Here is a 22,106-nt window from a genome sequence, read left to right on the forward strand (position 1 = left end):
ACCGGCGTCCTCACCCGTCAAGAGGTCACCGAACTCGCCGAGTTGTGGGTCCAGGCCCTCACCGCCCTCGCCGACCACGCCACCAGCCCGGACGCAGGCGGCCTCACCCCCAGCGACGCCCCCCTCGTCAGCGTCACCCAGGCCGAGATCGACACCTGGCAGCAGCGCTACGGCACACTCGCCGCCATCTGGCCCACCACCCCCGTACAGGCCGGAATGCTGTTCCACACGCAGCTCGCCGGCGAGGACTTCGACGCCTACCACGTCCAGCTGGCGTTCGAGCTGTCCGGCGTCATCGACCCCGAGTGCATGGGCCGGGCCGCACAGGCACTTCTGGAACGCCACACCGTCCTGCGCGCGGCCTTCGTCAGCCGCGCCGACGGCGAAGTCATCCAGGCGATACCGGAATCGGTGACCCTGCCCTGGCAGTACCTCGACTTGACACACCTGGACGAGCCGGAGCGCACCGAGCGGTTCGAGCACTTCCTCGAGGACGACCGGAAGACCTACTTCGACGCCGACCGTCCGCCGCTGATCCGCCTGGCCCTGGTCCGTCTCGAACCCGACCGGGCCCACCTCGTCCTGACCGCCCACCACGTACTCCTCGACGGCTGGTCCACGCCGCTGCTCCTGCAGGACCTGCTGCTGCTCTACACCCGCGACGGCGACCCCACGGGCCTGCCCGCCCCCAGGGACTTCGGCGAGTTCCTGGCCTGGCGCGCACGGCAGGACGAGAACGCCACCGCACGGGCTTGGGCCGAAGAGCTCGACGGGGTCGAGGAACCCACCCTGATCGCGCCCGGCCGCAAGGAAGGCAGCCAGGGCGCCGGCCAACTGGACGTCCCGCTGGCACCCGACGACGCGCGGGCCCTGGCCGGCCTCGCCGCCGAGTGGGGCATCACCGTCAACACCCTTGTCCAGGGCGCCTGGGGCCTGCTGCTCGGCCGGCTCACCGGCCGCCAGGACGTGGTGTTCGGCGCCACCGTCTCCGGCCGCCCGCCCGCCGTCGCCGACGTCGAGTCCATGGTCGGCATGTTCATCAACACCCTGCCCGTACGCCTCACCTACGCACCCGGCGAAACGCCCCGCACCATCCTCGGCCGGCTGCAGAAGCGGCAGGCCGCGCTGCTCGACCACCACCACGAAGGGCTGTCGCGGATCCAGCAGACGGTGGGCCTGCCCACGCTGTTCGACACCCTGGTCGTCTTCGAGTCCTATCCCGTGGACGAGGAAGGCCTCGGCGCCGCCGCCGAGGACATCGCCTTCACGGGGCTGCGCGCCTCCACGGGCACCAACTATCCGCTGGCCCTGATGGCGGCCGTCGACCCGCACCTGAAACTCATGCTGCAGTACGCCCCCGACGTCTTCGATCCGGACGCGGCACAGGCACTCGCGGCCCGCCTCGCGCGCGTCCTGCACCACCTCGCGGATCCCGCGGAGCCGGCGGCCGCCCACCTCGACGTACTCGAGCCGGCCGAACGCGCCCTGCTGCTCGCGCAAGACGGCGACCAAGACAGCGACCAAGACAGCGACCAAGACGGCGACCAAGGTGGCGACCGAGACAACGGCGACCTGGTCGGCGACGCACCCACGGCACCCATGGCGACGCCGCCCGCCACCGTCCACGCCCTCGTCGAGGCGCAGGCCGCGCGGACCCCGGGCGCCACCGCCCTCATCGCCGGCGACACCACGCTCACGTATGCCGAACTCGACGCCCGCGCTGCTGCCTTGACCCGCGCCCTGGCCGCCGAGGGCGTAGGCCCCCGGTCACTGGTGGCCGTGTCCCTGCCCCGGTCGGCCGACCTGGTGGTCGCGCTCCTGGCGGTGCTCAAGGCAGGCGCCGCGTACCTGCCGGTCGACCCCAAGTACCCGAGCCACCGCCTCGAGACGATCCTCGAAGAAGCAGGGCCCCACCTCGTGCTGACCGACGCGGCGACGGCCACCGGACTGCCGCGGCACACCGCACCCGACCTCCACCTGGACGCTCTGGACCTGAGCGGCGTCGAACAGGCGCCGCATCTGCCGGTCCACGCGCAGGAGTTGGCGTACGTGATGTACACCTCCGGCTCCACGGGCAAGCCCAAGGGCGTCGCCATCACCCACGCCACCGTCGTCAACGGAGTGCTGCGGCTCGCCGAACGCGTCGGTATGGGGCCGGGCCGGAGCATGCTCGCCGGCACCTCCGTCAACTTCGACGTCTCCGTGTTCGAGATCTTCACCACCCTCGCCGCCGGTGGAGTGGTCGACCTGGTCCGCGACGTCCTCGTCCTGGGCGAACGCGAGGACGGCTGGAGCGGCAGCGTCCTGTCCACCGTTCCGTCCGCCTTCGACGAGCTCCTCGACGCCCTCCGCGACCGTACGGAAGTGGAGACGGTCGTCTTCGCCGGCGAGGCGCTGTCCGCGGCCCTGGTCCGGCGCACGCACGAGGCCTTCGACGGCGTACGGATCGTCAACGCGTACGGCCAGAGCGAATCCTTCTACGCCACCACCTGCACCGACCCGGGCGCCTGGGCCGACCCCGCCACCCGCACCGATCCCGCCACCGGGCCCCACCCGTCGGGCAACGCGCCCGTCGGCGTCCCGCTCGGCGGCATGCGCACCTACCTCCTCGGCCCCGACCTCACGCTGCTGCCACCGGGCGCGACAGGCGAGCTGTACGTCGCCGGCCACATCGCCCGCGGCTACTTCCGCCGCCCCGGACTGACCTGCGAGCGCTTCGTCCCCGACCCCTACGGGCCGCCGGGCTCCCGTATGTACCGCACGGGCGACCTGGCCCGCCGGCGCGGCGACGGACAACTGGAGTACCTGGGACGCGGCGACAAGCAGATCAAGATCCGCGGCTTCCGCGTCGAACCCGGTGAGGTCGAGGCGGCGATCACCGCGCACCCGGACGTCGCCCAGGCCGCCGTCGTCACCGCCCCCGGCCGCAGCGCCGGCAAGCAGCTGCTCGCCTACGTCGTGGCGCGCGAGGGCCTGGACACGCGCGCCCTGCACGCCTTCACCGCGCAGCGGCTGCCGGACTACATGGTGCCGTCCGCCTTCACGGTCCTCGACCGGCTCCCGCTCACCCCGAACGGCAAGCTGGACCGGGCCGCGCTGCCCGAGCCGGACCACATCGGCGCCGTCTATCGGGCACCGGGCACGCCCCGGGAGCAGACCCTGGCCGATCTGTTCTGCGAGGTGCTCGCAGTGGAGAAGGTCGGCGTCGACGACAACTTCTTCGAACTCGGCGGACACTCCCTGCTCGCCGTCCGCCTCAGCCACCGCGCGCTGGCCGAGACGGGCGTGGAGATCCCCGTCAGCAAGATCTTCGATCTGCCGACGGTCGCGGCGCTCGCCGCGTGGTCGGAGCAGTCCGCTCCGCGCCGTCGCCCCAGCCTGCTTCAGATGTTCGCCAAGGAGTGAGCCATGACCCCGCTGTCGTTCGTGCAACGTCGCACCTGGTTCCTGCACCACCTGGAAGGTGCGGAGAACTGGAACATGTCAGCGGCTTTCCGGCTGACCGGCCCCCTGGACGAGAACGCCCTCGTCGCGGCGATACGCGATGTGGTCGACCGGCACGAGATCCTGCGGACCACCTATCCGTCGGACCCGTCCGGTATGCCCTACGGGCAGATCCTGCCGATGACTTCGGACCTCGTCCCGGTGGCGGTGAGCGAGGTGACGTCCGAGGGCGAGGCCGAGGCGATCGCGACCGCCGTCTCGCACCGCTTCGACCTGGCGGCCGAGATCCCGCTGCGGGCCACCCTGCTGCGCCTGGCACCCCAGGAGCACGTCCTGGTCCTGGTCGTGCACCACATCGCCACCGACGGCAGCTCCGGCGCTCCGCTGGCGCGCGACCTCGCCGCGGCCTACACCGCACGCCGCGAGGGCCGGGCCCCCGACTGGCAGCCGCTGCCCGTGCAGTACAAGGAGTACACCCTGTGGCAGCGCGAGGTACTCGGTGACGTCGAGGACCCGCACAGCATCGCCGCGGAACAACTCGCCTACTGGCAGGCCGAGCTGGAGGGCGTACCGCAGCCCCTGGGCCTTCCGCTGGACCGGCCGCGGACCGCTCAGGCGCGCACGGACGGCGACACGGTCGCCTTCACCGTGAGCGCGCGGACCGCCGCCGAACTCCAGCAGGTGGCCGCCGCACGCAACACGAGCATGGGGATGCTCGTACAGGCGGCTGTGGCGGTGCTTCTCGGCAGGCTCGGTGGCGGGGACGACGTGCCCCTCGGCACCCCGATCGCCGGGCGCGGCGACGAGGCGCTGAACGATCTGATCGGCTGCTTCGTCAACAACCTGGTCCTGCGCGTGGACCTCAGCGGCAACCCCCGGTTCACCGACGTCCTCGCGCAGGTCCGCAGGAAGGCCCTCGCCGCCTTCGACCACCAGGACCTGCCCTTCGAGCTGCTCGTGGAGCAGCTCAACCCGGAGCGCTCCGCCTTCTACCGTCCGCTGTTCCAGGTCATGTGCGGCTGGCAGAGCTACGAGAAGCCCGAGCTTCATCTGCCCGGCCTGACGGCGGAGTTCCAGCAGGCCCTCACCAACACCACGCAGGTCGACCTGTTCTTCAGCATGGCCCTGGACAACTCCGGCACGCTGCACGGCGACATCCAGTACGCGACCGGGCTGTTCGACCGCGACACCATCGAGGCCATGGCCGCCCGCCTCGCGCGCATCCTCGAACAGCTGGCCGTCACACCCGACCTGCGCGTCGGCGACCTCGATCTGCTGATCCCGGGGGAGCGCGAGCGCGTACTCGGCGACGTCAACGACACCGCCGAACCCACCTTGGACGGCGGCTTCGTGGCCGCCCTGCGGCGTCAGGCGGACCTGCGGCCCGAGGCCGTCGCCGTCATCGCGCCCGAGTCCACGCTCACCTACCGGGAACTCGACACCCGCTCCAACCAGTTGGCGCACTGGCTGATCGGCCAAGGGGTGCGCGCCGAATCCCTCGTCGCGGTCTGCCTGCCCCGCACCGCCGACCTGATCGTGGCGCTCCTGGCCGTGCTCAAGTCCGGCGGAGCGTATGTCCCGCTGGACCCGGACCACCCCGAGTCCCGCGTCGGCTTCGTCCTCGAGCAGGCGCGACCGGCCCTGGTGCTCGACGCGGCCACCCTGGACGGCGCGGACTGGAAAGCCTGCGCGCACACGCCCCCGGACAGCACCGCAGAGCCGCGGAACACGCAGTACGTGATCTACACCTCGGGCTCGACGGGCACACCGAAGGGCGTGGCGGTCCCGCGCGGAGCGCTCGACAACTTCATCGCCTCCGTGCAGCGCCGCTTCCCGCTGACGCCCGGCGAGCGGATGCTGTTCAGCACCACGGTGGCGTTCGACATGGCCAACACCGAGCTGTTCCTGCCGTTCGTCTGCGGCGCGACCATGGTGATGGTGGCCAAGGACACGGTCACCGACCCGGCCGCCGTCCTGGCAGCCGTCCGCCTCCACAAAATCACCGCCGTACAGGGCGCGCCCGCGTTCTGGCAGATGCTGCTGATCCACGACCCGAACGCGGCACGCGGGCTGCGCATCATCATCGGAGCGGAGGCCGTGCCGGTCCGCCTCGCCTCGACCCTGGCCGACCAGGCCGTGGAAGTGGGCAACTGGTACGGCCCCACCGAGACGACGACCTGGTCGACCATGGCACCCGTCGAGTCGGGCGCCGTACCGGCCATCGGTGTGCCCATCGGCAACACCCAGGTGTACGTGCTCGATGCGACGCTGCGCCCCGTCCCGCGAGGAGTGCAGGGCGAGCTGTACATCGCCGGCGACGGCGTGGCCCGCGGATACCAGGGCCGCCCCGACCTCACCGCGGAACGCTTCGTGGCCTGCCCCTTCGGACCGGCCGGCAGCCGCATGTACCGCACCGGGGACCTGGTGCGCTGGGACAGGGACGGGCGCCTGGAGTACCTCGCGCGCACGGACTTCCAGGTCAAGGTGCGCGGCTTCCGTATCGAACTCGGCGAGATCGAGCACGCGCTGGACGGCCACCCCGGGGTCGCACAGGCCGCGGTCGTCGTGCGCGAGGTCCAGGACGGGGACAAACGCCTGATCGGCTACGTCGTCCCGGCACGCACGGCCCACGCGGGACAGCCCGGTGCGCACGGCGACACCGGCGCACCCGTCGTCCTCGACGACGAACCGACACGCCTCCTGCTGGGCGCACTCGTGCCGTACCTGCGCGCACGCCTGCCCGAGTACATGGTGCCCCCGACGCTCCTTGCCCTGTCCCACCTCCCGCTGAACCCCAACGGGAAACTCGACCGCAAGGCGCTGCCCACCGAACCGGCGGGTGCCGGTGCCACCGGGGCGCCGCGCAATGCCCACGAGGAGCAACTGTGCGCCCTGTTCGCCGAGTTGCTCGCCTGTGACGGGGTCGGCATCGACGACAGCTTCTTCTCCCTGGGCGGGCACTCCCTGCTGGCCACGCGGCTCAGCCGGCGTATCCGTACGCAGTTCGGCATCGAGATGCCGCTGCGGACCATCATCAAGTTCCCCACCGTGGCCGAACTGGCCGCCCTGCTGCTCACCGGCACCATCCCGGAAGAGCTGGCGGACCCGTTCTCGGTCGTGCTGCCGCTGAACAGCGACCCCGGCACGGGCAAGCGCCCCCTGTGGTTCTTCCACGGCGGCGGCGGCCTCGGCTGGGCCTACTTCAGCTTCGTCCACCACGTCAAGGACCGCCCGGCGTACGCCCTGCAGTCCCGCGGCTCCAACGGCACCGACCCGCTGGCCGGCTCCGTACCGGAAATGGTCGAGGACTACGCCGACCAGATCCTGAAGATCCAGCCGGACGGGCCGTTCGACCTGATCGGCTGGTCCTACGGCGGCACCGTCGTCCAGGCCGTCGCCCACGAACTCGACCGGCGCGGCCACGAGATCCACCTCGTGGCCATCCTGGACTCCCAGCCCGGCGGACACGGATTCACCGAGATCCACACCGGCAAGACCCAGGCGGACTACCGGGGCGAACTCGAGCACTACTTCGGCCAGTACATCGGCACCGACAACCAGGAGCGCTTCCTCGACGTCATGTCCAAGGTCCTGGCCAACAACATGACCTGCATGATGGCGTTCGAATCGCCGGTCTACCGCGGCGACGTCGTCTTCTTCAACGCGACACAGCAGACCGAGTCGTACGCCCACCTGTGGCGGCCCTACGTCCAGGGCGACTTCGAGGTGCACGACGTACGCGCCGTCCACCACGAGATGCACATGCCCGCACCCGTGGCCGAGGTCTTCGCGGTGGTCAACCAAAAGCTGCGTGAATGAAGCTGTGCCTGACACTGCGTAGAAGGAGACCGCAGATCCGGTAGGCCTTCGCTCAAGGATTGGGCGGGGGGCACGGGTTGGGGTGTGGCATGAACCTGTTGGCCGCGCCTGGGGCAGGTGACAACACCGATGCGACAGCGGTCCCCGACGCTCCCCCCGGCCGGGACTCCCACGGGGTGGTTGTCCCCGCGCCCGGCAGCGCAGCAGATGGCCGCCCTGACAGGGAGCGAATCCGATGAGCCACCACCGAACCCCCCGCCGGCTTCTGTGCCTCAGCGCGCTGGCCGTGGCCTGCGTACTCACGTCATCCAGCTGCGATGCGGGCCTTCTCGCGGACGACGTGGGGAACAAGGACGAGGGGCCCATCCTGCTGGGCATGGCCGTCCCCCGCTCCGGCAGTACGGCAGAGGTGGGGCCCTACATGTCGAACGCGGCGCAGTTGGCCGTGGACGAGATCAACGCCCAAGGCGGAGTCCTCGGGCGCAAGCTGAAACTGCAGGTCGAGGACGAGGCGTGCGACCCGAAGACCGCGACGGCCGCCGCCAACAAGCTGGTCTCCGCCGGGGTCAAGGTGTCCGTGGGCGGCTACTGCTCGGGTGCGACGCTCCCCACTCTGCCGATCTTCGACCGGCACCGGATTCCGATGATCATCCCCGCCGCGAACTCCAGCGAGCTCGTCGACCAGCGACTCAAGCACGTTTTCCTGATCAACGGCACTGGCAGGCAGCAGTCCGCGGCCGCGCTGGAATGGCTGGGCAAGGAAGGCGCCGAGAAGGTCGCCGTGCTGCACGACAACACCTCGTACTCCAAGGACATCGGGGTCCGTACCGAGGCCGGCCTCGACAAGGCGGGCGGGCCCGAGGCGAGCGGTCTGCACGCGATCACCCCCGGTGAGAGCGACTACGGCCCGGCCGTGACCAGCGTCCTCAAGGACAAGCCCGACTACGTCTTCTTCACGGGCTACTACCAGGAGGGCGGGCTGTTGATCAAGCAGTTCAGGCAGGCCGGGTACAAGGGGAAGTTCCTGGGCGCCGACGGTCTGGTGGACCCGAAGCTGGCGCGGATCGCCGGCGACGCCGAGGGTGTGCACGCCACCATGACCCAGACCCCGGACACCCTGCCGCAGGCCAAGGGCTGGATCGCCGCGTACAAGAAGAAGTTCAAGGCCGACCCGGGCCCGTACTCGACGCAGTCCTATGACGCGGTGCGGCTCGCCGCCGAGGCCATCGAGCAGGCCGGCAGCACTGACGGTGGCGCGATCGTGAAGGCGCTGGAGGCGGTGGACGGATTCCAGCTGTTCTCCGGGCCGTTGAAGTTCACCCCCGAGCACACGCTGTCCAACGGTGGCTTCGTGATTCTGGTCAACAAGGGCGGCCGGTTCGTCCTCAAGGACAACCTGCAGTGAGCCAGCTCGTCTGGAACGGCCTGTTCCTGGGGTCGTTCTACGCGCTGGTCGCGCTCGGCTACAGCATGGTCTACGGCGTCATCAGGCTGCTCAACTTCGCGCACGGCGACCTCTACATGCTCGGCGCCTTCTCCGGCTTCGCAGTGCTCGGCACACTCGGCTCGCTGGTGCGCAGCTCCACCGTGCTGGCGCTGCTGGTGGTGCTGGTGTGTGCCATGGTGCTGACGGGGCTGGCCGGGATGGTGCTGGAGCGGGTCGCCTACCGGCCCCTGCGGGCAGCGCCCCGGCTCTCTCTGCTGATCACGGCGGTGGGGGCGTCGTTCGCGCTCGAATACGGGACGCGGATCGCCGTGGGTCCCAACCCCAAGGTCTACCAGGCGCAGTTGAGCAGTACGGGCTTCGAGGTCGCGGGCGCGAGGATCAGCGTGGCCCAGCTCATGCTCGTCGCCGTCGCGGTCGCCCTGATGGCAGGCCTTGACCGGCTCGTGCGGCACAGCGGGCAGGGCCGGGCGATGCGGGCGGTCGCGCTGGATCCGCGGGCAAGCCGGCTCATGGGCATCGACGTCGACGCGGTGGTCTCGCGGACCTTCTTCATCGGCTCGGCCCTCGCGGGGGCGGCGGGGGTGATGGCAGGCGCCTACTACGGGAAGATCGACTTCCTGATGGGCTTCCTCATCGGGCTCAAGGCCTTCACCGCAGCCGTCATCGGCGGGATCGGCAACATGCGCGGCACGATGCTCGGAGGTCTGCTGCTCGGTCTGCTCGAGTCGTTCGGCACGGACTGGCTCGGGGGCGAATGGCGGGACGTCTTTGCCTTCGGCTGCCTGATTCTCTTCCTCACCCTGCGGCCGACAGGGCTGCTCGGCGAGCGCGTGAAGGAGCGGGTATGAGCAACCCCGTGCGGCGGACCGGCGGCCCGGAGGAAGCGCCCGTGTCCGAAGGTTGCGATCACATCGACAGGCCGAGCGAAATCCCGAAGCCGTCCCAGCCCGAAGACGGACCGCACGCCAAGCCGGCCCGAGGGCGTGGAAGCGCGCTGCTGACCCGGATCCTGGAGAGCCGCCGTATCGGCTGGGGAGCGCTGGCTGCCGCGCTGGCCCTTCCGCTCGTCATCGCCACGCCCTACGCCCTCAACGTGATGACCGGCGCCGCCCTCTTCGTGATGCTGGCCGTCGGACTGAACATCGTGGTCGGCTACTGCGGGCTGCTCGACCTCGGGTACGCCGCCTTCTTCGCCGTCGGCGCCTACACCAGCGGCATCCTGGCCATCGAACTCGATGTCCCCCTGCTCGCCACTGTGCCCGCGGTCCTGGTCGTGACCGTGGTCGCCGGTCTCGTCATCGGGGCGCCGACGCTACGCCTTCGCAGCGACTACCTCGCCATCGTCACGCTCGGCTTCGGCGAGATCATCCGTATCACGGCCACCAACCTCGAGATCACCGGCGGGCCTTCGGGCATCTACGGCATCCCTGGGCTGTGGGGCGACGGCCCCACCGATCCGGCGCTGTTCTATTACGTCACCGTCGGTGTCGTCGCCGTGGCGGTCCTGTTCGCCGCGCGCCTGGGCCGCTCCCGGCTCGGCCGGGCCTGGCGGTTCGTACGCGAGGACGAGGACGCCGCCGCGGCGATGGGCATCCATCCGCACCGGGTGAAGCTGGCCGCCTATGTCGCCGGCGCGGTCTGGGGCGGTCTCGCCGGTGTGCTCTTCGGCGCCCAGCTCTCGGCCGTCTCTCCGGCCAGCTTCACTTTCCTGTGGTCGGCTCTCGTACTGATGGCCGTGGTGCTCGGCGGGATGGGCTCGACCCCGGGTGTCGTGGCCGGCGCCATCGCGATCAGCCTTGCGCCGGAGCTGCTGAGGCAGGTGCAGGACTACCGGTTCTTCGTCTTCGGTGTCCTGCTGATCGTGGTGATGGTGCTGCGTCCGCAGGGGCTGTGGCCGCAGCGTACGCGCGAGTCGGCGCGCACGGGCGCGCGGCGCGCCGCCCCGCCCCCCCCGGCGCCCGCGCCCCTCCCACGGCGGCAACCCCCTCCAGCCTGCCCGAAGTCGAGGACCTGCGGCTCACCTTCGGCGGCGTCCGCGCCCTCGACGGCCTGAGTTTCACGGTGGGCCACGGTGAGATCGTCTCGCTGATCGGACCGAACGGCGCGGGCAAGACATCGGCGTTCAACTGCGTGACCGGGTTCTACCGGCCGGACAGCGGCACCATCCGGTTCGACGCGGCCGATGTCACCGGCCGCAGTCCTGCTGCGATCGCCCGGCTCGGAGTATCCCGCACGTTCCAGAACCCGCGCCTGTTCGGCGAGTTGTCCGTCCTGGACAACGTACGCGCCGGCACTCACCTGTGGCTGCGGCAGCGCGTTGTCGACGTCCTGCTGCACACGCCGCGCTACCGGCGCACCGAGCAGCGCGTCACGGATGAAGCCCACAGGTGGCTGGACTTCGTCGGGCTGCGAGGCGACCGGGCCGGACTCGTACGCCACCTGCCCTACGGAGAGCAACGGCGGGTGGAAATCGCCCGCGCCCTCGCACGCCGCCCCCGGCTGCTGTTCCTCGACGAGCCGGCGGCGGGCCTGAACCACGGTGAGAGGACCGAACTCGTCGACCTCATCCGGCGGATCAGCGCCCACGGCACCGCGCTCGCCCTCATCGAACACGACATGGGACTGGTCATGGAGATCTCACAGCGCGTCGTCGTCCTCGACTTCGGCAGGAGTATCGCCGATGGCCCACCTGCGCAGGTACGCGCCACCCCCCGCGTCATCGAGGCGTACCTGGGGTGCGACACCGATGACGCGGAACTCGCCACCGCCCGGGGGGTGATCCGCGGTGACTGAACGCCCGACCCTGCTGCAGGTGACCGGTCTCGAGGTGTACTACGGCGAGGTCCGGGCCCTGTCCGGGCTCGATCTGCGGGTGGGGGAGGGCGAGATCGTCGCGCTGCTCGGCAACAACGGCGCGGGCAAGACCACGGTCCTGTCCGCCCTGTCCGGCCTGGTCCGCCCGGCCGCGGGCCGGATCACCTACGCGGGCCGCGATGTGACCGACGCACCGCCGCCACAGAGGGTGGCGGCCGGCCTGGTGCAAGTACCGGAGGGCAGGCGCATCTTCAGCACCCTCACGGTGCACGAGAACCTTCAGCTCGGGGGCTATCTGCAGCGGGACAACCGCGAGGTGGCCCGGCGTATCGCCCAGGTCTACACGCTGCTGCCGCGGCTTGCCGAACGCCGGGAGCAGCAGGGCGGCACGCTGTCCGGAGGCGAGCAGCAGATGCTGGCCATCGGCCGCGCACTGGTGACCCGCCCGCGGCTTCTGATGCTGGACGAGCCGTCGATGGGACTCGCACCCCTGCTGGTGACCGCGGTGCTCGAGGTCGTCGCCGACATCAACACCAAGCACGGTACGAGCGTGCTCTTGGTGGAGCAGAACACCAGGGCGGCCCTGCGCTTCGCCGACCGGGCCTACGTGCTCGAGGACGGCCAGGTCGCGCTGACCGGGCCGGCCGGGGAACTGGCCGCGGACAAAAGGGTGACGGAGGCATACCTGGGCGCTCTCTGAGCCGACCGACGGAGCCGGGGGAGCGGCCGACGGGTGCCCAGGTACCTGAGGTTACCCGCTCTGACCTGCGATGTTTTACGTCCAGGTACCGCAGGAGTAGCGTTCTGATATGCCTGCACTCAATGTGGACTTCAGCGAAGAGGAACTCGCCGAGCTCCGCGCCCTGGCCCAGGACACCGGCGAGCCGATGAAGGCGATTGTCCGCAAGGCGACTGCCGACACCATCTCCCGGCACCGAGCCCTGCGCGAGGCCGCCGAGATCTTCCAGCGCACCTTCCGAGACCCGGCGCTCGCCGACGCGATCTCGGCGGCCGGCATCGACGACGGACCCGCCCCGCGCTCCGCCGGACAGGCCGCCTGACCCGATGCCCCCTGTGATCCACATCGACGTGCCGTGGCTGCTGCGGCAACACGAACAAGCCCTCCCCGATCAGCCTCTGATCTCGGACTTCTCCGCGCTGGTCGCGGCCGTGGCACGGCACCGGGTCGACCCGCCCCGGCTCGGCATCGACTCCGACGCTTCCTGGCGCGCGGCCGCGCTCCTGCAGACCCTGGTACTGCTGCGCCCGCTGCCCGCACACAACGTGCGCTTCGCCTGCGCCATCGTCATCGCCTACATGCACGCCTCCGGCGAAGGCCTGGATGCGCCGTACGGCGAACTCGTCGAACTCGCCAAGGAGGTGCTGACGGTCAAGGCCGACGTCTTCGCCGCAGCCGACAAGATCCGCACTTGGCGTCTCTGAGTCACCTGCTCGGCGGTAGCTCGGCGCTGGCGGCGGGAGTGGGGCGTTACAAAAAGGAGCGTCGCGCGCGTCCACACGCTGCTCTGCCAGCGGCAGAACATCGGCCGGACCGGGCTCGATGGTTACTACAGTCCCGTTTCATGACAACGATGGCGACGATGACGACGCGCACGGTCGAGTACTCGGCGGACGGTTTGACGATGATCGGGCACCTTGCTCTCCCGGCCGGTGGCGACCGCCGGCCCGCGGTGCTGCTCGGACCAGAGGGCATGGGGCTCAGCGACGTCGAGCGCCGCAGGGCCGATGCTCTGGCCGGGCTGGGATATGTAGCGCTGGCCTTCGACCTTCACGGTGGGCGCTATTTGGCCGACCCCGAGGAGATGCTGGCCCGTTGCATGCCGCTGCTCGACGACCCCGACCGGATGCGAGGCATCGGCCACGCGGCGCTCGACGTGTTGCGCACCGAACCGCGGACCGACCCCGACCGGATAGCCGCCGTCGGTTACGGCACCGGGGGCGCCATCGCGCTGGAACTCGGGCGCGACGGCGTCAACCTGCGCGCGATCGGGACGGTCAACGCAACGACCACGGGCCGACCGGGCGAGGCGGCGCACATCCGCTGCCCGGTGTGGGCCGGGGTCGGTTCGGAAGACCCGATCATGCCGCCCGCGCAACGCAACGCGTTCACCACCGAGATGCAGGCCGCGGGCGTCGACTGGCGCCTCACGGTCTACGGCGGCGCCTTGCACGCCTTCCACCACCCGCCGGTCGACCACCCCACGGTCCCCGGCGTCGGCTACCACCCACAGCACGCGCAGCGAGCTTGGCGCGACGTCGTCGACCTGCTGACCGAGTGCCTGTCCGTGACCGAGAACTTGGGGGTCTGACCCGGCAAACTCGCTGGCGCCTGGCATGGCATGGCCTGGTCGACGTTGGGCACTGACGATCCCCACCCCTCAAGTCCGCACAGCAGAACCGTATTCGGGCAGATGCCGGATAGCGGCGACACGGGCGAGCTGCTGAGTCACGGCCATGACGGCTGCATCTCTGCCGCGTCCACCGGATTTCCGTTCCAGACGTGGACCGTTGCTGCGGCAGCGCGGCAGCGGCGCATTGGCGTGATCGGCGTGATCGGCTCACCCAAGCCGAAAGAGCGCGAGCGTTCGCCTCGTCATCCCGGCCGGGTGACAATCACCGGTGGTCGCATGCGTGGAGATACGTCACTTGGACAAGGAGCTGGAGATGCTCAGTCGAGGCGCGGACCACATCAGGGCTCAGGAGGACCGTTGACGGGGGCGAGGGTGGCGCTGCGCCGGGCGTGGGGTGAGTTCGTGGGCCCGGAGGCCACGCGCGCGAACCATGTGCTGACGGCTTTGACGACGGTGGCCGGTGCGGTCGCGGCGCCGGCCGTGGCCAGGGCGCGCGGGGCCGGCGCAGGAGGCGCAGCCATCGCATGCCTGCTGGCTGTGGACCTCGCAGGCGGTGTGTACGTCAACAACACGCGCGCGTGCGCCCGTTGGTACGAACGCCGGGGCCAGGGGAATGCCGCGCACTACGCATTCGCCGCGCTGCACGTCCATCCGGCGGTGGTGGCGCGGCTCGACGCGGGATGGCCGGGCGGGCGCGCGAGGCGCCGTGTCCACCCTGCCGTGTGGGCCGCGAGCCAGTACGCGTACATGGCGGCCGCGACGGTCGCCATCCGCCGCGCCCCGGCACGGCGACGAACCCTCGGCGTGGCCCTCACGGCGGGCGGGCTGGTACTGGACGGCCTGCTGGGCCCGTCGCGGACCGCACCATGGTTCGCCTGGACCTACTACCCCAAGCTGCTGTTGGGCCATGCCGGGGCGTCACTGTGGTCGGACGAGGAGTTGGCGCCGCACTGAGACGCGGCGCTCAGTCGCGCAGGGCGGTATTTCGGCCACCTCGAGTGTCCGGTGCGGCGAGGGTGGGCGCGGGGCTCCGTAACTCACATGCTCCGAGGCGGAGTTGGTGGTGCGGGAGATGAAGCAGAGTGCGAATCCAGCCATAACTCTCCGGCATATGCCAACGATCACGGGTTGTGAGGGAACAATAGCCGTACGCGATCGAGGTTCCGATCGGCGTGACCGTCACGCTCGCAGGCTCGACCAGTCCTGAGCGCCAAGGCGGCCCAACCTCGACGTGCACACGATGTGTCCTGCCGCAGCCAGGACACCAGCGAACCGGTTCCGCCCGCACCCTCGCGCGCGATCCCTCGTCACCGCGCCGACCTATGCGGACGGACCGCAGATGGGGGCGACGTGCACGAGGAATTTCTCTGCGAAGTGACCGGGTACGGCGTCTGCGCCGGGCAGCTGGTCGGCGTACCGCTGGGCACCTACCGAGCGCCGAGTCTGCCGCTGGCGCTGTGGTGGCTGCGCGAACGCGCCACCTGGATCGCCGAGCGCCTCGACCCCACCCCGGACGCGGCGGGTATACCGGCGGGTGCTCTGGTGCCGCTGCCGCGCGATGCCCCCGATGTGCCGGGGCAGTTGAGGGCCTGGCGGGACAACGCCGCGGAGCAGTCCCAAGCGGGGCTCCTCCTGGAGTACGGGCAGCTGTTCCGGTTCATCGCCCGCGACGCCACCACGGAGTTCGAGCTGCTCGCCGAGTCCGTCGACACCATCCGCATCCACCGCGCCCTCGGCGCAGCGCCGCGCACCGCGGATCACGCGCCCCGCGCGGTCAGAAGGAGCGTGCCCACTCCCCAACGGCAGGCGCCGGCACCACTTCAGCGGCAGGGCCAACGACACCGCCACACCCCATCAGACTCAGCCACCGCCGCGGGGCGCACGCGTAGCGGCAGCGCAAGCACGCACGCCCTTTGAAGCCGTCGCCGTACGGGTTCGTGGTTGTGCCGCCGCGGTGGAAGGTCGAGCGGCCCATCGGCTGGATCCTGAACGGCTTCAGGTTCTGATCTGCCACTCCAGGCAATGGTGGCCAGATGCGTCTTCGAAAGGTGTGGGCCAGTAGTAGAGGAACGGACCGTCAGATTCCAACGCGTCGGCCAACGTCCTGAAGAGCTGCGTGAGACTGGTTGCCCACAGAGTCCCGTCCAGGTCCCCGGAGCCGATGCCCATCTCATACACGTGACCGTATGAAGGGCCAGGCCGGTGATCGACAAAGGCAACCCCGCCGTCGTTGGGAAGCGCGAACGGCACACAGTGATGGAGATTTACGGCCAGTGCATCGTCCTCCCACAGGTCAGCATCGATGTTGTCTTTGCCGACATCCACGATCACGTCGTACATCGACGCGATGTCGTCCACGCTGCCAAGCCGGCACCCCGACGGAAGAAATGCACCAGCGGGAAGGCGCCTGCGGGAGCCGGGAGGGGCAACAGGTTCAGCCGCTCCATCGTGCTGCTGCAGCAATGCCCTGAGCTCCGGATGCAGGCCGTAGCCGAGCCGCGACTCCAGCTCGATGAGCTGCTCGGGAACTGCTGGCCTTCGCAACATGGCGTGATCAGCAGGCGAGTTCGCCTGAAGCCATGACTCGAAGCGAGCCCACTCACGCTCGAACGCAGGAAGATCAATCTGTGTCATGCGCTGAACATAGACGGCCGTACTGACAGCCCGCTTCCCGGTCAGGCTGCCAGATGCAGTGATCGCCATCCCTCGTTCCGACGCTGACGATGTGGAGGATCTCGACGAGCCCCATCCGTACGGAAGACAAGGCGCAGGCCTCACCGGCGACTTGAACAAGATCGGTCTGCCCATACGCGCGTCACGTGCACATAGTCCGCTCGTCATCGCAGCTGCCTCCGGCGCCGCTGTCCCTGACCGCGGCGAACGCTCATGGGAGCAGCACGACCTGGGCACCGTTGCGGAAGCCTCGGGCGCGGACCGGACCTGGCTGCCGATCCACGCCGCGATGACCACGGTGCGCGCCCACAACGGCTGATGGCCGCGCCACGCCGCCGGGTACGGGCAGCTGCTCTGCACCAAGGCAGCCGCGCCGCAGGTGACCTCGGACCTCGCACGACTCCCAGGACCCGCAAGGCGTGTGAACGGCTGTGCCCACGGCGCATCGGTCACCCAAGACCCGGCTACGGCGGCTCGCCGCGTGTGCTGACCGGAAGGAGACGCGGCCAGTGCCTACTCGGCTGTCCCAGCTTGGGGCGCAGGCGGTCGGGTAGTGCCAGGAGGTACGGCGCCGCAGACAGTTCCCGAGGCGGGGAGGTCCCGGTCGATCAGCGCGGCGTCCACCGCGTCGTCGATGCACCGGCCGCTCGTGCGGTACGAGGTGTGTCCGACGCCCTCGCGGGTGAGCAGGACGGCGTCCTTGAGACGCTTCGTCATGGTCTGGGCCCAGTGGTACGGGGATACGTTGTCCACACGGCCGCCCACCACCAGGATCGGCGGGGCGCCGGCGCCGGTGAGCTCCTTGGTGAAGCGGTCCTCGTTCTGGACGGGCCACCGCGCGCAGTTCAGCGCGCTGTAGGCCGCCCGGCTGCCCAGACGCCCGCCACGAGCGGCGATCTTCTTCGCCGCGGCACGGTGCTCCGCCAGGTTGGTCAGGGCCGGCCAGTCGGCGCACCGCACCGCGGTGTGCTGCTCCTGCAAGGTCGCGTACGGGCCACCGAACGGTGCGACCGTGACCTTCGAGACCACGAAGTGCAGGAGTGTGCCGTTGCCTTGCTGGGCGGCGAGCAGACCCGCGGTGAGGGTGGGCCACAGCGCCCGGGCCCCGGCGGCGGCCCGCGCGGCCTCGAGCGCTACGGCGCCGTCAAGTGTGCCGCCGGGAGTGAGGCCCTCGGCGGGCGGGACATGCAGCGGCTTGGCCTCGAGCCGCGCGATCAGGGCGTCGAACGCGGACTGGGGGTCTCCGTTGCCGAACGGGCAGGCCCGCACGCCCTCGGCGCGGCAAGTCTCGATCCAGGCGTCGAGGTTCTCCTCGTTGGAGACGGCGACGTCGTCGAGGAGGCGGAGCGGGTCGTTCATCCACAAGCTGGTGTCGACGGGGGCATCGATCACCATCTGGCGGACGCGGCCCGGGAACATCGTGGCGTACATGGGGCCGACCACGGTGCCGTACGAGGCTCCGTAGAAGGTGATCTGCTCCTCGCCGAGGGCTGCACGGACCTGGTCGAGGTCGCGGGCGACGTTGTCGGTGGACAAGCTCGCCAGGAACGCGGGGCTCTGGTGCGCAAGGCAGCCCTTGGTGAAGGTGTCGGCGTCAGCGAGCAGCCGAGTCAACGGCTTCCCGCCGGGGATGGCCGGGTCGAGGTCGTCGGCCGCCACCTGGGCACGCTGCTCGTCGGTGAGGCAGCGCACGGCGCCCGACTCACCGACGCCGCGCGGGTCCATACCGATGACGTCGAAGCGGGACACCACGTCCGGCGAGTACGGGCTGGCGGCGCTCTCGGGGGCGATGGACCTCACAGTCTCGGTGGCCGACACCCCCGGACCGCCCGGGTTGATGAACAGGCTGCCGATACGCCGTTGCGGGTCGGTGGCACGGTGGCGGGTGACGGCGAGCGCAATCTGCTCGCTGTCGGGCGCGGTGTACTCCACCGGCACCTTGACGGTGGCGCAGTCCAGGCGAGGTCCGCACGCAGTCCAGTCAATCGGGTCAGGGGCAGGCGCGGACGGCTCGGCTTGCGTTGACGTCGCGGTGCTTCCGCTGACGCACCCGGTCAAGGACAGCGCCGCGGCGGCCAGCAGCGCCGCAATCCGTGGAGAACGCGCGGGTACGGCGGAATGTCGGACAGATCGTGACATGCAAGCGACGCTATGCACCTCACCCGGCGTGCGCATCCGCCGAAGGTTCCGGGAACCCCGACCAAAGTTGAAGGTTGCCCCCAGCAGATCACTCGTATGGCCCCTCGGACCGATCACCGTATGCACGGAATGCGGAACAGGCCGTCCGATTCTCGCTCTTGACGGTCTGTCACACAGAGCACGACGATGCGGGCACGCATCACGCACCACGCACCACGCACACGCACCACGCACCACGCATCATGCACAGCTCCAGCGCCCTGCGGCCCCGGTGGTCGCGGGGCGTCTCGTACGTTTCCGTCCCTGTCCTGTACGGAATCCGAATCGGAGCCCCCACATGAGACTCTCCGCTCCCGACCGCGCGCCCGGCGTCAGACGCCTGGTGGCCTGCGCGGTCCTCGCACTCGGCGGCCTGTTCGCCTCCTCCGCTCCCACGGCGGGCGCCGCCGCCACCGCCCCGGGCGCGGGCGGGGCCGGGGCGGCGCGGGCGGTTGCCGCCCCCCCCCCACCCCCCCCGCCCGGGCGGGGGGCCGGCGGCTGGCCCCCGAGTGCGATAGCCGCCCCCGACATACCGCTCGCCAACGTCAAGGCGCACCTGTCGCAGTTCGGCTCCATAGCCGCCGCCAACGGCGGCAACCGCGCCCATGGCCGCCCCGGCTACAAAGCCTCCCTCGACTACGTCAAGGCCAAGCTGGACGCGGCTGGATTCACCACCACCGTGCAGCAGTTCACCGCAAGCTCAGCCACCGGCTACAACCTGATCGCCGACTGGCCGGGCGGCGACCCGAATACCGTCCTGATGGCCGGCGCCCATCTCGACGGCGTCAGCTCCGGGCCCGGCATCAACGACAACGGCTCCGGCTCGGCCGCCGTCCTGGAGAGCGCGCTCGCCGTCTCCCGGGCACAGCTCCAGCCCACCAAGCATCTGCGGTTCGCGTGGTGGGGAGCCGAGGAGCTGGGACTGCTCGGCTCCAAGCACTACGTCAACAACCTGCCGGCCGCGGAGCGTTCGAAGGTCAGCGGTTATCTGAACTTCGACATGATCGGCTCGCCCAACCCGGGCTACTTCGTCTACGACGACGACCCCGCCATCGAGAAGACCTTCAAGGACTACTTCGCCGGCCTCGGCGTCCCGACCGAGATCGAGACCGAGGGCGACGGCCGCTCCGACCACGCCGCGTTCAAGAACGTCGGCATCCCCGTCGGCGGCCTGTTCACCGGCGCGAGCCGCACCAAGACCAGCGCCCAGGCCCAGAAGTGGGGCGGCACAGCGGGACAGGCCTTCGACCGCTGCTACCACTCGTCCTGCGACGGTACGGCGAACATCAACGACACCGCCCTTGACCGTAACAGCGACGCGATCGCGCACGCCGTGTGGACGCTCGGCACCGAACCCGCGATCCCGCCGGGCGACGTCTACGAGAACACCACCGACGTCGCGATCCCCGACAACGCGGCGGCCGCCACCTCCACCATCACCGTCAGCGGCCGCACGGGCAACGCGCCCGCCACCCTCAAGGCGGGCGTGGACATCACCCACACCTGGCGAGGTGACCTGGTCATCGATCTGATCGCACCGGACGGCACCGCGTACCGCCTGAAGAACTCCTCGGCGAACGACTCCGCGGACAACGTGGTGGCCACCTACACCGTGAACGCCTCCGCCGAGACGGCCAACGGCACCTGGACCCTGCGTGTCCAGGACGTGGCAGCCCAGGACACCGGCCGGATCAACGGCTGGAAGCTGACCTTCTGACAGGCAGGCAAAAGGGCCCGACCCACCGCAACGGTGCTCGGACTCCTACGGTCCTCGCACCACCTGTGATGTGCAGGAGGTGCGAGGACAGTCGACCCATACGGGGGCGGCCTGCCTCCACGAGGATCAGGCTGACCTGCATGCCCAGTCGGCGGCAGAAGACGCGCACCCCGGCCGCAGGTCGTGTGATGTGGGTCGCTGACGCGCTTGCGGACCGCGGATCCGGGCAGGTGCCCGCGCGACTCCTCGCCGGAAGTGAAAGGCAGTGCAGACGATGACGACCACCGACGCGCCCCTCGGAGATCTCACCGGGCGACGCGCCCGGGCCATCGAGGACTACCGCACGCTGAAGGCGCAGGGACGCGTCCTCGACCTCACGCGCGGCAAGCCCGCCCCGGAGCAGCTCGACCTCGCCCAGGACCTGCTGTCGCTTCCGGCGGGACGCTGGAAGGCGGCCGACGGCACCGACTGCCGCAACTACGGCGGCCTGAAGGGCCTGCCGGAACTGCGGGAGATCTTCGCGCCCGTGTTCCAGGTGCCGGCCGAGCGGCTGCTGGCCGCCGGCAACTCCAGCCTCGAGCTGATGCACGACTGCGTGGTGCACGCGCTGCTGAGCAAGGTCCCGGGCGCCGTACGCCGCTGGGCCGATGAGACGCGCGTCGCGTTCCTGTGCCCGGTGCCCGGCTACGACCGGCACTTCGCATTGAGCGAGCGCTTCGGCATCGACCTCGTACCGGTGCCGATGACCGACGAGGGCCCGGACATGGATGTCGTGGAGCGGCTCGTCGCCGACGACCCAACGGTCAAGGGCATCTGGTGCGTGCCGAAGTACAGCAATCCGAGCGGTGTCAGCTACAGCGACGAGGTCGTGGAGCGCCTCGCCGCGATGCCGACCGCGGCGCCCGACTTCCGGATCTTCTGGGACAACGCGTATGCCGCCCACCACCTCACGGACGAGGAGGTGGAGATCCTGGACGTGCTCGCGGCGTGCGAGGCGCACGGTCACGCGGACCGGGCCCTCGTCTTCGGCTCCACCTCGAAGATCACATTCGCGGGCGCAGGCGTCGGCTTCTTCGGCGCGTCCCAGGCCAACGTGGACTGGCTGCTCGCCAAGAGCGGCAAGCGTTCCATCGGCCCCGACAAGGTCAACCAACTCCGCCACGCACAATTCCTGCGCGACACCGACGGCGTTCGGGCCCACATGCAAGCGCACCGTGCGCTGCTCCAGCCGAAGTTCGAGCTGGTCCTCGACGTGTTGGGGCAGGAGCTCGGCGGCACGGGCCTGGCCCGGTGGACGACTCCGAAGGGCGGGTACTTCATCTCGCTGGAGCTGGTGTACGGCGGTGCGTCCGAGGTGGTCCGGCTGGCCGCCGAGGCGGGCACGGCCCTCACCCCGGCCGGCGCCACGCACCCGTACGGCGACGATCCGGACGACGCCACCATCCGCATCGCGCCGAGCTTCCCGTCCCTCGAGGACCTGCGGCATGCGGTCACCGGCCTGGCCACGTGCGTGCGTCTGGTCGGATACGAGCGGCAGTTGAGCCGGTAGCGGGCAGGAGGGTGGGGGGGGGGCACTCCAGTGGGGCGGCCCCCCCCCCCCCCCCCCCCCCCAGGGGGGGGCGCCCCCCCCTCCCCCGGGGCC

The 22,106-nt window shown here is 70.3% G+C and carries 16 protein-coding genes and 1 pseudogene; 15 read left to right on the top strand and 2 right to left on the bottom strand.

The window, feature by feature from the left end; all coding sequences use genetic code 11:
• The 12 genes and pseudogenes from JAO81_RS37430 to JAO81_RS44150 all read left to right on the top strand — a co-directional run.
• Positions 1-3,405 (top strand): non-ribosomal peptide synthetase (locus JAO81_RS37430; RefSeq protein ID WP_199552464.1); only part of this gene is annotated, 3,405 nt, incomplete at its 5' end.
• Between the two features lie 3 nt (positions 3,406-3,408).
• On the top strand, positions 3,409-7,263 hold the full coding sequence (locus tag JAO81_RS37435) for a non-ribosomal peptide synthetase (RefSeq protein ID WP_199552465.1): 3,855 nt from the start codon (positions 3,409-3,411) through the stop codon (positions 7,261-7,263).
• Positions 7,264-7,498: 235 nt separating this feature from the next.
• On the top strand, positions 7,499-8,668 hold the full coding sequence (locus JAO81_RS37440; protein WP_199552466.1) for a branched-chain amino acid ABC transporter substrate-binding protein: 1,170 nt from the start codon (positions 7,499-7,501) through the stop codon (positions 8,666-8,668).
• Positions 8,665-9,558: a branched-chain amino acid ABC transporter permease gene (locus JAO81_RS37445; RefSeq protein ID WP_199552467.1), complete on the top strand. Its 894-nt coding sequence runs from the start codon at positions 8,665-8,667 to the stop codon at positions 9,556-9,558. The genes JAO81_RS37440 and JAO81_RS37445 overlap by 4 nt, the downstream gene beginning before the upstream one ends.
• Entirely contained in the window at positions 9,555-10,763 is a 1,209-nt protein-coding gene (locus JAO81_RS37450) for a branched-chain amino acid ABC transporter permease (RefSeq protein ID WP_199552468.1), read from the top strand. Before JAO81_RS37445 ends, JAO81_RS37450 begins: the two co-directional genes overlap by 4 nt.
• Before the next feature lie 8 nt (positions 10,764-10,771).
• The gene (locus JAO81_RS37455; RefSeq protein WP_307814105.1) at positions 10,772-11,503 is read left to right on the top strand and encodes an ABC transporter ATP-binding protein; all 732 of its coding nucleotides are present in this window, start codon (positions 10,772-10,774) and stop codon (positions 11,501-11,503) included.
• A gap of 10 nt (positions 11,504-11,513) precedes the next feature.
• Positions 11,514-12,224, top strand: coding sequence for an ABC transporter ATP-binding protein (locus tag JAO81_RS37460; protein WP_233416482.1), 711 nt, complete (start codon positions 11,514-11,516; stop codon positions 12,222-12,224).
• Positions 12,225-12,333: 109 nt separating this feature from the next.
• On the top strand, positions 12,334-12,585 hold the full coding sequence (locus JAO81_RS37465; protein ID WP_199552470.1) for a hypothetical protein: 252 nt from the start codon (positions 12,334-12,336) through the stop codon (positions 12,583-12,585).
• Between the two features lie 4 nt (positions 12,586-12,589).
• Positions 12,590-12,967 carry a toxin Doc gene (locus tag JAO81_RS37470; protein ID WP_199552471.1) on the top strand — a complete coding sequence of 126 codons (378 nt, stop codon included), beginning with the start codon at positions 12,590-12,592 and terminating at the stop codon, positions 12,965-12,967.
• Positions 12,968-13,116: 149 nt separating this feature from the next.
• Positions 13,117-13,854, top strand: a complete 738-nt coding sequence (locus tag JAO81_RS37475) for a dienelactone hydrolase family protein (protein ID WP_199552478.1) — start codon at positions 13,117-13,119, stop codon at positions 13,852-13,854.
• Positions 13,855-14,268: 414 nt separating this feature from the next.
• Positions 14,269-14,850: a hypothetical protein gene (locus JAO81_RS37480; RefSeq protein WP_199552472.1), complete on the top strand. Its 582-nt coding sequence runs from the start codon at positions 14,269-14,271 to the stop codon at positions 14,848-14,850.
• Positions 14,851-15,246: 396 nt separating this feature from the next.
• A pseudogene (locus JAO81_RS44150) lies at positions 15,247-15,490 on the top strand (hypothetical protein); the annotation flags it as partial.
• Positions 15,491-15,891: 401 nt separating this feature from the next.
• On the opposite strand, the gene JAO81_RS37490 reads toward JAO81_RS44150, so the two are convergent.
• Positions 15,892-16,530: an SMI1/KNR4 family protein gene (locus JAO81_RS37490; protein WP_199552473.1), complete on the bottom strand. Its 639-nt coding sequence runs from the start codon at positions 16,528-16,530 to the stop codon at positions 15,892-15,894.
• A 91-nt stretch (positions 16,531-16,621) separates the two neighbouring features.
• Between JAO81_RS37490 and JAO81_RS37495 the strand changes: the two genes are divergently transcribed.
• Positions 16,622-16,888 carry a hypothetical protein gene (locus JAO81_RS37495; RefSeq protein ID WP_199552474.1) on the top strand — a complete coding sequence of 89 codons (267 nt, stop codon included), beginning with the start codon at positions 16,622-16,624 and terminating at the stop codon, positions 16,886-16,888.
• 194 nt (positions 16,889-17,082) lie between these two features.
• Here the strand turns inward: JAO81_RS37495 and JAO81_RS37500 are convergent, their stop codons facing one another.
• Entirely contained in the window at positions 17,083-18,501 is a 1,419-nt protein-coding gene (locus JAO81_RS37500; protein WP_307814107.1) for an alpha/beta hydrolase, read from the bottom strand.
• A gap of 544 nt (positions 18,502-19,045) precedes the next feature.
• Between JAO81_RS37500 and JAO81_RS37505 the strand changes: the two genes are divergently transcribed.
• Positions 19,046-20,464, top strand: a complete 1,419-nt coding sequence (locus tag JAO81_RS37505; RefSeq protein ID WP_233416479.1) for a M28 family metallopeptidase — start codon at positions 19,046-19,048, stop codon at positions 20,462-20,464.
• Between the two features lie 274 nt (positions 20,465-20,738).
• Positions 20,739-22,013 (top strand): aminotransferase class I/II-fold pyridoxal phosphate-dependent enzyme, encoded by a 1,275-nt coding sequence (locus JAO81_RS37510; protein WP_199552476.1) that lies wholly within the window; start codon positions 20,739-20,741, stop codon positions 22,011-22,013.
• Positions 22,014-22,106 lie beyond the last annotated feature (93 nt).

Source organism: Streptomyces sp. N35, from assembly GCF_016464295.1.
Taxonomy (GTDB): Bacteria; Actinomycetota; Actinomycetes; order Streptomycetales; family Streptomycetaceae; genus Streptomyces.

Bases quoted from the DNA above. Each gene is read 5' to 3' on its own strand.
- JAO81_RS37435 (WP_199552465.1), top strand. From the start codon at position 3,409: ATGACCCCGCTGTCGTTCGTGCAACGTCGCACCTGGTTCCTGCACCAC.
- JAO81_RS37440 (WP_199552466.1), top strand. From the start codon at position 7,499: ATGAGCCACCACCGAACCCCCCGCCGGCTTCTGTGCCTCAGCGCGCTG.
- JAO81_RS37450 (WP_199552468.1), top strand. From the start codon at position 9,555: ATGAGCAACCCCGTGCGGCGGACCGGCGGCCCGGAGGAAGCGCCCGTG.
- JAO81_RS37465 (WP_199552470.1), top strand. From the start codon at position 12,334: ATGCCTGCACTCAATGTGGACTTCAGCGAAGAGGAACTCGCCGAGCTC.
- JAO81_RS37470 (WP_199552471.1), top strand. From the start codon at position 12,590: ATGCCCCCTGTGATCCACATCGACGTGCCGTGGCTGCTGCGGCAACAC.
- JAO81_RS37475 (WP_199552478.1), top strand. From the start codon at position 13,117: ATGGCGACGATGACGACGCGCACGGTCGAGTACTCGGCGGACGGTTTG.
- JAO81_RS37490 (WP_199552473.1), bottom strand. From the start codon at position 16,530: ATGACACAGATTGATCTTCCTGCGTTCGAGCGTGAGTGGGCTCGCTTC.
- JAO81_RS37505 (WP_233416479.1), top strand. From the start codon at position 19,046: ATGAGACTCTCCGCTCCCGACCGCGCGCCCGGCGTCAGACGCCTGGTG.
- JAO81_RS37510 (WP_199552476.1), top strand. From the start codon at position 20,739: ATGACGACCACCGACGCGCCCCTCGGAGATCTCACCGGGCGACGCGCC.